Below are 13,898 nucleotides of genomic sequence, written 5' to 3'. Positions count from 1 at the left end.
CAGCAAGGGATTGCTGGGTGATCCTTTTTTTTTGTGCTTTAGGGTTCGTCTGCGTTCGTTGAGACTATTTGGATTTTTTGTTAGCAAGTTTTTCGTCTTCGCTCGTTGTGGCTTTATTAATAATTGTAACTTGGTGTTTCGCCCTTTCGGCGACTTTACTTTCTCTCTGCCAGCAGAGAAAGTAAGCAAAGAGACTGGCACCGGATCGCTTTCTTATCCAATCAATGAAGCTCTTTCTTTATGCACCACTTCATACGGCGCGTCCATGCGCCGAATGAAGTTACAGCAAACGTCCTGTTTGCTGTTGCAGAAAGAGCTTAATCGCTTGGGAAAGCTCAACGGCGGGGAGTTGTAGCCACATTGAGTAATGTTTCGCTACGCTCGTTGAGGCTATTTTATTTTTATTTGCAAGTTTTTCGTCTACGCTCAGCAAATTACATTGATACTTCCGGCTTGGTGTTTCGCCCTTTCGGCGAGTTCATTTTCTTTATACGAACAAAGAAAACAGAACCAAAAGAAACTCGCCCATATCGTTTTTGAATCTACTCTTTTGAAAATATAATAATAACAGCCTTCTTAACGCACCGCTCATACGCGGCGTCCCTGCCGCGCTCTGAGCTAGCAACCGCAAAGGGCACGCAGAGCTTAGCCCGCTCATAAACTATGCTGTCGCATAAGTCGCTCCATTCCTTAGCTTGCTAAAGGCAGTAATTAATTCAGAAAAACTAAAATGGGAAATTGATGCAGCCATATAGAGTTTCTTATTACTCCAATAATACAATAAAATTTTTGTTAAATATAAACCAATAAATCTCATTCTACCTTTCCATGGTTAATGCGAAATAATTCCACCTATCTACATGATTAATAATTGATTTAAGGTTAAAGATAACTTTAAATATTTGATTTACCGTTGCAGTAGCGTATTGTTGAAAAAATAACAAAATTAATGTATTCCGTATTTACACCTGAAATATAGAATTTTTTGGTTTAATAAACTGTTATGTCATCAGTCATACTAATATCAAATTATTTTTAACATATGAGATGTTCCCTCTTTAAATCGTAAGTGAATTATTGGGTTGAAAAATTATGGAAAATAAAATAGCCGGTTTCTCGGAGATGTCGAATTTTTTTAATGAAATTAGCGAACACCTTCGTCATGAAAATAGATTTTCTTTACCTGAAAATTTACAAAGAACAGTAGATATTTTTTGTGAATATCATTATAAACACGCCATAACAATACCTACTGGGGGCGAGTACTGGCGTGCTCGAATTAATCCTATGGGTAAAATAGATGCGTATGAATCATCAGACATTGGTGCTCCTCCTAAAGGATCTGCAAGCTCAGGACGAATTAATCCTCCTGGTATTCGATATTTATATGTAGCTTCAAATAAGGCTACAGCAATAAGTGAAGTACGCCCTTGGAAAGGGGCAATGATAAGTGTCGCAAATTTTGTACTTAAAGAAGATGTTAAGATTGTTGACTTAGTACAAGATATTAGCTTACCAGCATCAATGGAAAGTAATTCGGATGCTGTCATCGAAACCTTAGCTAATGACGTGATATTAAAGTCCATTAATGCAAAATATTTTTCAACTCCTGCACATGCTCATGATGATTATGCATATCTTCCAAGCCAGTATATTGCAGAAAAATTGAAAATAATGGGTATTCAAGGTATCAAATATCCAAGTGTGCTAAGTGAATCAGGGCATAACATCTGTTTGTTTTTACCTGATAAAGCTGAGTTTAAAATTAGTGAAGTAATAAATGTTAAAGGTGTCTCGTATACTTTTAAGTAATGACATAATCGGGTAGCCGGAGGTATCTAACCTCCAACCCCACACCACCCTGCATGAGGCTCCGCACAGGGCGGTTCATCTTATGATGAATAGTAAATGTTAATCAACAAATCCTTTAATAACATCAAACATTGAAAAAGTACGGGGCATCCAAAGGTTGTTCTTAACAGTATTTTTCGCTTGCACAAACTGAAACTTTCTTAATCATTGTAACTTAGTGTTTTCCCCCTTTGGCGGCTTTACTTTTTCTCAGCTAGCAGAGAAACTTATATTTATAAAGAGCCAAATAGACTGTCATCGAGTCGTTTTATTATTCACTTTTTAATGTTAAAACATCTTTTTACAACTGCTATAGGCGTTACTTTAACAACTACGCCTTTAGGCAAGTGCTGTATTGGCAGCTGGCTTTGGTGGATCAATGCTTAGTGATTTTATGGAGAGTAAAGTTTGTCTTTTGAAGATTGGGTATTTTGGATTGCATTTATAAATTTTTTATTATTAGCTATTGCTAGTTTTGCATTTGGACGTATTTCTCTACCTTATATTGAAAAGCAAATGGTTAAAGAAGGCACTGCTATACCTGATTGGGATAAAGGAATTGGGGGCAGAGCAATTGTCTATGCGATGGCAATTCTAATCGGAAAAGGTTATTCAAGTATAATGGTTGATAATAAAGCAATCCTTAAACATACCAGAAAGCTTGATTGGTATTTAGCATTGTTACTTGTACTTACCGTTTCAATGTTTTTCATATCTGGTTGTATTTTGTATTTTAATGATGGTTAAATTATTTTGCTCTAACCGCATACTTTGATTTTCGATAAATGTTAGAAAATAGCGTGTCATATTTTTAACAGTATTTTTTTCCTGCTGGCAAGACGTGACTAAGGAATCTCAATATGGTTTCGCGATCTAGTAAAGTACGGGACATCCAACGATTGATCTTAACAAGATCAAATAGTAAATAATAAAGTTCGATACTCAATGTGGCTACGACTACCCGCCGTTGAGCTTTCCCAAGCGATGAAGCTCTTTCTGCAACAGCAAACAGGACGTTTGCTGTAACTTCATTCGACACATGGACGCGCCGTATGAAGTGATGCATAAATAGAGCGGTACCAGTTTTTGCATGCTATGGGTAAAGTTTCAAAAAATTCAAAAAGTAAAATCGTCAACAAGGCGAAATACCAAACAACAATGTTTAATAAACCCTCAATGCGCACAGACAAACTAAATCCAGAACAAAGCTATACCCAAAACAAAACTACATCCAAAAGATCCGACCACTAAGTTCAGCTCCTGATTTCATACATTCCCCTCTACAAACCATTTATCTAGGCATTTAACTAACCATAACCTACCTAAAATAGCCTTGTTCTTGATCATAGAAATATAATTTATTAATGAAAAAATAGCTATTAAGATATAGTATGTATATAACTTAAATTTTTATTAAATCTAATATGAGCCTAATATATGAGATCGGTAAAAATCAGTAATCTATTCAATCAAAATACGACTAATGATACGTTACATCAGTTGTTCGATGCTGTGGATGCTATTTCAGTGCAAGGCTACGATGAAGAGCGTCGTGTTATATATTGGAATACTGGTAGTGAAAAGCTTTATGGCTTCAGTAAAGAAGAGGCTTTAGGCGAAAAAATAGAGAAACTGATTATCCCAACGCCTATGTCTGAGTTTGTTATTGCAGCACATAATGACTGGGTAAAAAAAGATATAGAAATTCCTGCCTCAGAAATCATTTTATGCGACAAAGATGGCCACGACGTTAATGTGTTTTCAAGCCATGTTATGTTTACCAATCAGTTTAACAAAAGACAGATGTATTGTGTTGATATCAACCTGACTGATGTTCGGAAGGCTGAAGCTCAAGTTGTGTTTAAAGAACATATGCTTGAAACCATTTTTGAAGCGACCCCTGACTTATTTTTCTTGATGGAAAAGAATGGTTCCATCATCGATTACTATGCGAGCAATCATAAAAACCTCTTCGTCTCTCCCGATGAGTTTGTGGGTAAATTGATCTCCGAGACGCTGCCTGAAGAGATCTCTAATATATTTGATCATTATGTTAAAAAAGTGATACATCACGCAGAAGCACTAACCTTTGAATATGAGTTAACACTACCTCACGGGCTTACTTACTTTGAAGCTCGAATGAGCTATTTACCACAATATGAACAGATACTAACGATTGTTCGGGATATCACTGAACAACATAAATCGTCAGAGGTTATACGTAGACACGCCTACTACGATACGTTAACGCTATTACCAAACCGTTTTTTAGCACTTGATCGTTTATCACAAATGATAATCGACTCTGAGAAAAGCCATAAAAATATCGCTGTCTTTTTTCTTGATTTAGATGACTTTAAAAAAGTAAATGACTCACTAGGCCATGAGGTAGGCGATAAATTATTAATAGAGGCAGCGCTTAGGTTAACGAGAGCAATACGTAAAGAAGACACTATAGGTCGTTTAGGCGGCGATGAGTTCATTGTTTTATCTCAAGGTTTAAACGATGAAAATGATCCGCGAACAATAGCTGACAACTTACTCAAAGTGTTTAGAGAACCTTTCCAAATTGATGGCAGAGAATTAATCCTCACCTTAAGTATAGGTATCGCAGTCTCGCCCGAAAATGGGTACACGGTATCGGATTTATTGCGTAATGCTGATACGGCAATGTATCAAGCGAAGTCATTAGGGCGTAATGCATATTCCTTTTTTACTAAAGAAATGAATATTGCAATGATACGTCGTTTTGAAATTGAAGAGCAGATGCACGGCGCATTAGAACGCAATGAATTTGAAGTATATTACCAACCTCAGTTTGATGTAAAAACCAATAAAGCGATTGGGGCAGAAGCATTACTTCGTTGGCATAGTGCTGCATTAGGCAATATTACTCCCGATGAATTTATCCCGATTGCAGAACATACTGGGTTGATTGTAGTGATTGGTCAATACGTTGTTAAACAAGCGCTTAATTTTTTAAACCAATGGCAAACTAGTGAAGGTGAGCAATATACTATTGCAGTTAATTTATCGCCTCGTCAGTTCCGAGACAAAAACCTGATCCCTTTTATTAAAGAATCACTTGATGAAGCCAATATTGGAGCAGGTAGTTTAGAGTTAGAAATTACTGAAGGCGTATTAATGACTGGCCAATCTTATATTGCAGATGCTTTACAAGCATTGCAAAAACTGGGTGTTAAACTTTCAATGGATGACTTTGGTACAGGCTATTCTTCACTTAGCTATTTACGTCAATATGACTTTGATGTGTTAAAAATCGATCGGAGCTTTATTAATGGTATTACTCAAAATAAAGAAGACCGTGATTTAGTAAAAGCAAGCATTGCAATTGCACATAACTTAGGCTTAGATGTGGTGGCTGAAGGTGTTGAGATAACAGAACAGTTAACAATATTAAAAGAATTGAACTGCGATTATGTGCAAGGTTATTATTTTAGTAAACCGATGCCTGCTGCACATTTTATTGATTTTTCAAGTCACTATAAAGAAATCAATGAAGCGTAATTTTCTATTATTTAGCTTGAACTAAAACTATTCGATAGCCTATTTACAATAGTCTAAATAGGTTACCGATTGAGACTTTGTAAATAGTACGATTGTCAGCTTTGATGTTCTTTAATGTGCTCTGAATCGTAGGGCTTTTTTAATTCCCTCTATCGCCTTAAATTGATCTTCCTCATGGTAAGTCCATTCTTTAATATAAACCTATTACAAACCTTTTGCATTTAATTAGACGATCGGTCTATTATATCTATATAACATTATCCATGGCTGTTCTATGACATCAATAACAACAAAACCACGACGTGGTCGACCATTAAAAAGTGCGCAGGAGAATCGTGACACTAAGGCTGAATTAATCCGCAGTGGTCTTGAACAATTAACAGAAAGTGGTTTTGCCTCTTCAGGTATCGATCCTATTTTAAAAAGAGTCGGCGTGCCTAAAGGATCTTTTTATCATTACTTTTCAAGTAAAGAAGCTTTTGGTTTAGCAGTGATTGAAAGCTATGCAAATTACTTTGCTAATAAATTAGATACTTACTTATTAGACGAAAGCTATCCGCCGCTTATGCGCATTAAAAACTTTGCAGATAATGCTAAAGCAGGGTTAGAACGTCATCATTTTAAACGTGGCTGTTTAGTAGGTAATTTAGGGCAAGAAGTTGATTTATTACCTGAAAGCTTTAGACAAATATTAATAGATATATTCGACGCTTGGCAGTTACGTATAAGCCAATGCTTTAAGTTGGCGCAAACTCATGGTGACTTATCAATAACCGCAGATTGTGACCAATTAGCAGAGTGTTTTTGGATAGGTTGGGAAGGTGCAGTGAGCCGAACACGACTAGTGCAAAGCACCACACCATTAGATAACTATTTAGATAACTTCATTGCAGGATTACCTCGATGAAAAACACTCATTTTTAAATTTTTAACTTTACGCATTTAATTAAAACATACTTAATTAAAGCATTTTAAAATCATTAATAGACGATCGGTCTAAAAGGAATCAATATGTTCAAAGGTATTTTAGTCGAGAAAGATGAACAAGGTTACAGAGCTGCCGTAAAAGACATCGATGACAGTGTTTTGCCAGAAGGTGATGTCACCATTAAAGTCGCTTATAGCACTCTAAACTATAAAGATGCTCTCGCCATTACTGGTAAAGGTCCAGTGGTTCGTAACTTTCCAATGGTACCAGGGATTGACCTAGTCGGTACTGTTGAACAATGTGATAGCAAGCAATTTAAAGTAGGCGATAAGGTTTTATTAAATGGCTTTGGCGTTGGCGAAACGCATTGTGGTGGTTTAGCAGAGAAAGCACGTTTAAAAAGCGAATGGTTAATCCCTTTACCTAATGCATTCTCGGCCCGCCAAGCGATGTCTATCGGCACTGCAGGCTACACGGCGATGTTATGTGTTATTGCACTAGAAAAAAATGGTATCACGCCAGATAAAGGTGACATTTTAGTCACAGGTGCCAATGGTGGTGTAGGTAGTTTTGCTATTACAATATTAGCCAAGTTAGGTTATAACGTTATCGCATCAACAGGTCGCCTTGAAGAATCGGAATACCTTAAAAAGCTAGGTGCTGCAGAGGTCATTGACCGAGCAATATTAACAGAACCAGGACGTCCGTTAGCAAAAGAGCGCTGGGCAGCAGCCATTGATTCTGCTGGCAGCCATACCCTTGCGAATGTCTGTGCCAGCTTAAAATACGGTGGTGTGGTTGCCGCTTGTGGTTTAGCACAAGGTATGGATTTACCAACAACGGTTATGCCATTCATTTTACGTGGTGTGACGTTAGCAGGTATTGATAGTGTTATGCGCCCTACTGCAGATAGAATTGAAGCATGGGAACGCCTTGCGACTATTTTAGAACCCGCTGTTTTTGATGATATCGCTAAAGAAATCACCTTAGATGAAACGATTGAAACCGCAGAAAAACTAATATCAGGTAAAGTACGTGGTCGTGTTGTGGTCAATATTGCTGGCTAGACTATTACTGCCTGGTTATTACTGAACTGTTATTGCTGAACTATTATTCGGCTTATAAATACTATTTTCTATTAAACAAGATCCTTTTGGTTGCCGGTATGATTGGTATTATACGCCTATAAAAAAGGCCATTTAATGATGCATTAAATGGCCTTTTTACTAAATGCTGCCTTATTAACAATTAACAATTAACAATTAACAATTAACAATTAACAACTAACAATTAACCATTAAATTTAAGCTGCTGTGTAAGGCGTTGCTAATGCTTCATCAGGACATACAAAGGGGATGTTCAAGCTTTCAGATACGCTAGCATTGGTCACTTTACCGTGAATAACGTTTAAGCCATTTTTAAAATGAGCATCGGCCAATAACGCTTCTTTATAACCTAAGTTTGCTAGTCGTAAAATGTAAGGCAATGTTGCGTTATTTAATGCAAAAGCAGAGGTTCTTGCTACGGCACCAGGCATATTTGCAACACAATAATGCACAACATCATCAACGATATAAGTTGGTTGGTCATGCGCTGTTGCTTTTGATGTCGCAAAACAACCACCTTGGTCAATAGCAACATCCACCACCGCAGAACCAGGTCGCATATTTTTAATCATTTCAGCACTCACCAATTTAGGTGCAGCTGCACCTGGAATCAGTACACCACCAATCACTAAATCGGCATCTAAGACTAATGATGCTAAATTATATTTATTAGAGTAAGCGGTTTTAATACTTGAACCAAATTGTGCGTTTACTTTGCGTAATGTATCTATGTTGTTATCAACAATAGTCGTATCAGCACCCAGACCGATAGCCATTTGCGCCGCATTACAACCCACCACACCACCACCAATAATAACCACTTTTGCAGGAGCTACGCCTGCCACACCACCTAACAATAAGCCGACGCCACCGTTAGATTTTTCTAAACATGCCGCACCCGCTTGGATAGACATACGACCAGCCACTTCAGACATCGGCGCTAATAATGGTAGTCCACCATTGGCATTGGTTACTGTTTCATAAGCAATACAAACGGCTTTACTCTTAATTAGGTCTTCTGTTTGTGCCATATCAGGCGCTAAATGAAGATAGGTAAACAATAGTTGGTCAGGACGAAGTAAGGCACGTTCTACGGCAAGTGGCTCTTTCACTTTTACGATCATTTCCGCTATTGCAAATACTTCTTCTGCGGTTTTTAAAATACTCGCACCCGCATCAATATACTCTTGATCACTACACGCTATTCCTTCACCAGCTGACTGTTCGATATAAACCGTATGACCTGCCGATGTTAATTCTTTAACACTTGCTGGGGTCATCCCTACACGATATTCATGAACTTTGATCTCTTTAGGTACACCGATAATCATATACTGCTCCTTGTAATATTGGGGTAATGTTTAGGTAATACTCGAGTTATAGTTGATTTAAGCTTGTTAAAATTCTCTAATTTATTAATATGAAAAATATGATTGCAAAGCATTACTGTGCAAACAACAAAAAACGCTTACTTACCGACCAAATATTGTTCAATAAATAGCTTTCAGAAACAGTATATGCATTAATAAATAGTTTTATTTACTCTATTTATTTATTAATTTTAAAATTTATAGATTATAATACCAACTTTTAGTCTTATAGCAGTTAATTACTCTGATATAGAGTTTGGATGCAGTCAATGTCACTAGATAGAATTGATCGTAATATATTACGAGAGTTGCAAAAGAATGGCAGAATTTCTAATGTTGAGCTTTCTCATAAAGTAGGACTTAGCCCTACACCTTGTTTAGAAAGGGTAAAACGTTTAGAAAAACAGAAAATAATTAAGTCGTATACTGCGTTACTTGATCCTCAATACCTAGATGCATCGTTATTAGTTTATATTGAGCTAACACTTAAGCGCTCTAGTGCAGATGTATTTGAACGTTTTAATGAAGCAGCAAAAAAACTAGATTCGATATTAGAATGTCATCTTGTATCGGGTGATTTTGATTATTTATTGAAAACGCGTGTGGCTGATATGTCTGCATACCGTAAGGTGCTTAGTGAAACGTTTCTTTCGTTGCCTGATATAAAAAGCTCTAAAACCTACGTAGTGATGGAAGAAGTGAAATACTTAACGTCGATTAATATTCCAAATTAATCGTTAAGATTTTACGAAAAGAAGCTCTTTTAAATGAGGTTGATATATCCATCTTAGATATATCAACCTTGTTTCGCCCTTCTTTTGCATTATCGGTTAGTCAGTGTGGTCTGATTTCAATCTAACTACCTACTGCTTAGCCTTATTCTACTGCATCGCTTTATACTATTGCTTCGCGACACCCTACAACTTCGCTTCATTCTACTGCTTAACGATTTTAAAGCTATCCCACGCTTGAGATGTTGGCATGACTTCTAAACTATTAATGTTGATATGTGCAGGTTGTTCAGCAATCCAGAAGATAATATTAGCGATATCTTCAGGTTGTATAGCATTAGTGCCTTCATAAATTGAATCGTATTTATCTTGATCGCCATTAAATCTCACCAAGCTAAATTCACTCTCAGATAAACCAGGCTCTAAACTTGTTACACGAACACCTGTACCCGCAAAATCACTACGTAAGTTTCTAGAAAACTGTGCAACAAAGGCTTTGCTTGCACCATAAACATGGCTACCCGGATAAGGCCAGTTACCCGCAATACTCGCAAGGTTGATAATCGTTGAAGACTGTTGTGCTTTCAATACAGGTAATAAACTGTGTGTGACGTTAACTAAGCCAGTGACATTAGTGTCGATCATCGTATGCCAGTCTGATAATTTCGCTTTATCTGCTGACTCTGCGCCTAATGCTAACCCTGCATTATTGACTAAAATAGCGACCTGCTTAAATCGCTCAGGAAGGTTATTAGCAAACGCTGTAACCGCTTCACTATCTCTGACATCTAATACAGAATAATGAACGTCAGTCAGTGCTGAAAGTTCACTACTGAGTGCTTGTAAACGTTCTTCTCTTCGACCCGTTAATATCAGTGGATAACCCTGCTCAGCAAACTTTTTTGCCGTTGCCAAACCAAATCCAGACGTTGCGCCAGTAATTAAAACTACAGGGTGTTGATGAGCTGTCATAAAATATTCCTTAATATTAACTATATGATAAATTCATTACGCTCATTTAAACATATTCATTAACTATTTTTACATAAAACCTAACGATATAAGCTATTTGAATAAGGTTATACTTCTTCAATATTTCAAATAATATGCGACCTATAAAGAGATCGCTAGAGCCAGATATCTTTTTATCTGGTATCACGTCGAGATTGAACAAACATAATCGTAATATTAAAAAATACACGTTGTAAAGATAAAGGCAAGCAGTAACGATTGGTACTAAGGAAACCCTATTCTGGCGCTAACTTATTAATAAAGCACGACTTACACTTTGTTTATTACTTTAAAATCAGCATTTAAGTATTCAGAGTTCAAGCTCAAAAATACAAAATTTGGAATATATTAATATACAAAAATAAGGAATATTGGTTATGGCAACAGGAAATAAAATGGATATGCACCCAGCGCTTATTGGTTCGCTCAGTCCAACCGTTTCACCAGATAAGGTGATTAACTTTAGTCCTGGTCCAACATCGTTACCTAAAAGTGTCGAAAATGAAATAGCAGCAAGCTTTACTAAATCAGGGTTTACCTCTTTAGCACTGTCACATCGTTCTCCTGAATTTATAGACATTCTCGATAAAACAACGGCAACATTAAAAAGAGTAATGGATATTCCTGATAATTACGAAATACTTTTTACACATGGTGGCGGGCATGGTCAATTTGCAGCGCTTCCTCTTAACCTTTGTCATGAATTATCAGATGTTGCAACTTATGTAGTTAATGGAACATGGTCCGCTCGAGGAAGAGATGAAGCACAAAAGTATTGCAATGCGGAAACCATTGATGGAAAAGATCCACAAACAAACAAGTTCACACACTTTCCTGAATTAACAGAAGAAGATATTAACGTTCAAAGTAAATATGTTTACTTATGTTCTAATGAAACAGTCAACGGTATTGAATTACATCGACTTCCTAAGTTGCCAGAATCACGTAAACACATCCCTCTTGTCGTTGATGCAAGTTCTGACTTTACCACTAAACCAATCGATTGGAATGGTGATAATGTAGGGGTACTTTTTGCTTGCGCATCCAAAAACATTGGCCATCCTGGATTAACAATGACAGTGGTTCGTAAAGATCTTTTAGGAGAAGGGAAAGCCTCTCCTTTATGTCCTGGCGTATTTAATTATACAACGAACAGTGAAGCTGGAAATCTTTGGAACACCCCTGCAACATTCAATATTGAAGTGGTTGGATTGTTGATGAATTGGCTTGCACGAGAAGGTGGCGTTGCAGCTAACGAGCAACGCTCAATAGCAAAATCACAAGTCCTTTATGATGTTATTGATAACTCAAATGGGTTTTACGCGACACCAGTACCGAATAAGATGTTAAGAAGTCGAATGAATCTGCCTTTTAATATCAAAGGTGGTGACGACACATTAACGAAAAAATTCTTAATTGAAAGTTGGGAAGCCGGAATGGTTGGCTTACGCACGTTAACACCTTTTGGTGTTGGTGATTACCTAAGAGCAAGCTTATATAATGGCGTAACGGAAGAGCAAGCAAAAACGCTCGCACAGTTTATGATAACGTTTGCAATGAACAACGCCTAACACCTAAGATGCCAGCCATTAATGGTTGGCAATAACTCCTTTTTAATATTTCCGCTAGTTAACTCTACCAACTTTGTCGATTCAATCGATCCTTTATACATCTGAAAATACAGTTTTTCACATTGAATTTTTACCATAAGTAGTACATGTCGAACCGTTTTATTACAACCTAGAATAAATAGAATATTAATATAAAAGGTAAAATAGCCATTGCCCTTTTCCATTAATAAATAAGACTATAAACGGAAAAGAGCCATCGGTAAATTTAAAGGGAGGTTTCTGCAAATACGCTATCAAGCGTATCAATAATAAAATCAGCCTCTTCATATGTTAGTGTTAATACAGGACATAAACATAAGGTATTATTAAAATGCTTAAATGAACGATTAGTACGTCCGATAATAAGTCCCTTTTTCATACACATTCCTGCAACATTCATCGCAACAGATTCATCAATAGGTGTTTTAGCTACAAGGTCACTGACCAGCTCAATCCCTAGTAATAATCCTTTGCCTCGCACATCTCCGATGATTGAGTGTTTTGTTTTTAATCCTTCGAGTTTTTCTAATAGGTAATCGCCCATGATTGCACTATTACTTACTAGATTCTCTCTTTCTAATATCGCTAAATTCGCTAACGCCGCAGCAGGCCCAGCAGTACACCCCGCGTAAGTACTAACATCTCTAAAATAAGTATCACGGTCGCGAGTGTCAGCAAGGAACTCATCGAATATTGCTTCCGTGGTAACAACACAAGAGATAGCAGCATAGCTTGATGCCACACCTTTCGCTAAGGTGACAATATCTGGTTTAATACCTTAATGCTGATAACCAAACCATTTTCCAGTTCTACCCATGCCACAAACAACTTCATCGATATGGATTAATATATTATATTTTTTACATATTTCCGCTATAGCAGGCCAGTAACCTTCAGGTGCGGTAATCACGCCTCCACCAGCAGTAATCGGTTCAAAAATAACGGCGCCAACGGTATCTGGCCCTTCTCGTAAAATCACTTTTTCTAATTCTTTAGCCGCTAAAATACCGTAATTTTTTACCTCGCCAAACTGGCTTCGATACTCACAACAATGTGGGAACTCAACAAAACCAGATAAGAACGGGCCGTAATGTAAACGACGTTCTTCTTGACCTGTTGCACTTAAAGCGCCCATCGTTGCGCCATGATAATCTCGCTCACGGTATAAAATTTTATTTTTTTGACCACCGTATTTTTTCTGAGAAATCTGACGTACTATTTTAAACGCTTTTTCATTCGCTTCAGATCCCGAACTTGCGTAATACACACGGCTCATTCCTAGCATTTTCTCTAATAACTTTTCAGCGAACTCTGCACCGGGCTCTGTTCCTGCGGTGCTGGCAAAGAAGTTAAGCTTCTCTATTTGATCACGTACTGCATTCGCAATTTCTGTACGCCCATAACCAACATTCACACTCCATACGCCACCAGAAGAAGCATCAAGATAACTATTGCCTTTAGCATCCCAAACTCGCGCCCCTTCCCCTTTGACCATGATCATCGGATCTTGTTGCTTTGAAACTTCTTGTTGTTTTAAAGCACTATGTTGGCTCAAATGATGCCATACATGATTGCGATCTGTTTCAATTAACTGCGCTGTTTGTAAGTCCATCATAGTCTTCTCCATAGTTAAGTCTCCATTTTAGATACTTACACTAACTTACAAATTAGAATCTTATTTAGCACCAGCAATTTTATTCGGTAGCACCAATTTCAATAACCTTTAGACAATTTTTCTATAACATTATTTTGGGAAAAGATGG

Annotated in this window: 9 protein-coding genes and 1 pseudogene; 7 read left to right on the top strand and 3 right to left on the bottom strand. The window is 37.2% G+C overall.

What is annotated here, in order from left to right:
* The first annotated feature begins 1,092 nt into the window (after positions 1–1,092).
* From V6255_RS03240 to V6255_RS03220, 5 genes are all read left to right on the top strand, one after another.
* Complete coding sequence (locus tag V6255_RS03240) at positions 1,093–1,812, top strand: RES family NAD+ phosphorylase (protein WP_341626856.1); 720 nt, start codon at positions 1,093–1,095, stop codon at positions 1,810–1,812.
* Positions 1,813–2,259: 447 nt separating this feature from the next.
* Positions 2,260–2,598 carry a hypothetical protein gene (locus V6255_RS03235; RefSeq protein ID WP_341626855.1) on the top strand — a complete coding sequence of 113 codons (339 nt, stop codon included), beginning with the start codon at positions 2,260–2,262 and terminating at the stop codon, positions 2,596–2,598.
* A 690-nt stretch (positions 2,599–3,288) separates the two neighbouring features.
* Positions 3,289–5,379: a sensor domain-containing protein gene (locus tag V6255_RS03230; RefSeq protein WP_341626854.1), complete on the top strand. Its 2,091-nt coding sequence runs from the start codon at positions 3,289–3,291 to the stop codon at positions 5,377–5,379.
* A gap of 274 nt (positions 5,380–5,653) precedes the next feature.
* Entirely contained in the window at positions 5,654–6,286 is a 633-nt protein-coding gene (locus tag V6255_RS03225) for a TetR/AcrR family transcriptional regulator (RefSeq protein ID WP_341626853.1), read from the top strand.
* A 104-nt stretch (positions 6,287–6,390) separates the two neighbouring features.
* Entirely contained in the window at positions 6,391–7,374 is a 984-nt protein-coding gene (locus tag V6255_RS03220) for an MDR family oxidoreductase (protein ID WP_341626852.1), read from the top strand.
* A gap of 236 nt (positions 7,375–7,610) precedes the next feature.
* Here V6255_RS03220 and ald read toward each other — a convergent pair whose 3' ends face one another.
* Positions 7,611–8,744 (bottom strand): alanine dehydrogenase, encoded by a 1,134-nt coding sequence (ald, locus tag V6255_RS03215; protein WP_341626851.1) that lies wholly within the window; start codon positions 8,742–8,744, stop codon positions 7,611–7,613.
* Positions 8,745–9,052: 308 nt separating this feature from the next.
* Between ald and lrp the strand changes: the two genes are divergently transcribed.
* Entirely contained in the window at positions 9,053–9,517 is a 465-nt protein-coding gene (gene lrp, locus V6255_RS03210; protein ID WP_201288120.1) for a leucine-responsive transcriptional regulator Lrp, read from the top strand.
* A 201-nt stretch (positions 9,518–9,718) separates the two neighbouring features.
* Here the strand turns inward: lrp and V6255_RS03205 are convergent, their stop codons facing one another.
* Positions 9,719–10,486, bottom strand: coding sequence for an SDR family NAD(P)-dependent oxidoreductase (locus V6255_RS03205; RefSeq protein WP_341626850.1), 768 nt, complete (start codon positions 10,484–10,486; stop codon positions 9,719–9,721).
* Between the two features lie 416 nt (positions 10,487–10,902).
* On the opposite strand from V6255_RS03205, the gene serC reads away from it, so the two are divergent.
* Positions 10,903–12,096, top strand: coding sequence for a 3-phosphoserine/phosphohydroxythreonine transaminase (gene serC, locus V6255_RS03200; protein ID WP_341626849.1), 1,194 nt, complete (start codon positions 10,903–10,905; stop codon positions 12,094–12,096).
* Between the two features lie 265 nt (positions 12,097–12,361).
* Here the strand turns inward: serC and V6255_RS03195 are convergent.
* Positions 12,362–13,636, bottom strand: a pseudogene (locus tag V6255_RS03195) (aspartate aminotransferase family protein).
* Between the last annotated feature and the right edge of the window lie 262 nt (positions 13,637–13,898).

The organism is Psychromonas arctica (assembly GCF_038155225.1).
Lineage (GTDB): Bacteria > Pseudomonadota > Gammaproteobacteria > Enterobacterales > Psychromonadaceae > Psychromonas > Psychromonas arctica_B.
This window is presented reverse-complemented; position numbering and strand designations above follow the sequence as displayed.

Bases quoted from the DNA above. Each gene is read 5' to 3' on its own strand.
- V6255_RS03225 (WP_341626853.1), top strand. From the start codon at position 5,654: ATGACATCAATAACAACAAAACCACGACGTGGTCGACCATTAAAAAGT.
- ald (WP_341626851.1), bottom strand. From the start codon at position 8,744: ATGATTATCGGTGTACCTAAAGAGATCAAAGTTCATGAATATCGTGTA.
- V6255_RS03240 (WP_341626856.1), top strand. From the start codon at position 1,093: ATGGAAAATAAAATAGCCGGTTTCTCGGAGATGTCGAATTTTTTTAAT.
- V6255_RS03220 (WP_341626852.1), top strand. From the start codon at position 6,391: ATGTTCAAAGGTATTTTAGTCGAGAAAGATGAACAAGGTTACAGAGCT.
- V6255_RS03205 (WP_341626850.1), bottom strand. From the start codon at position 10,486: ATGACAGCTCATCAACACCCTGTAGTTTTAATTACTGGCGCAACGTCT.
- lrp (WP_201288120.1), top strand. From the start codon at position 9,053: ATGTCACTAGATAGAATTGATCGTAATATATTACGAGAGTTGCAAAAG.
- V6255_RS03230 (WP_341626854.1), top strand. From the start codon at position 3,289: ATGAGATCGGTAAAAATCAGTAATCTATTCAATCAAAATACGACTAAT.
- serC (WP_341626849.1), top strand. From the start codon at position 10,903: ATGGCAACAGGAAATAAAATGGATATGCACCCAGCGCTTATTGGTTCG.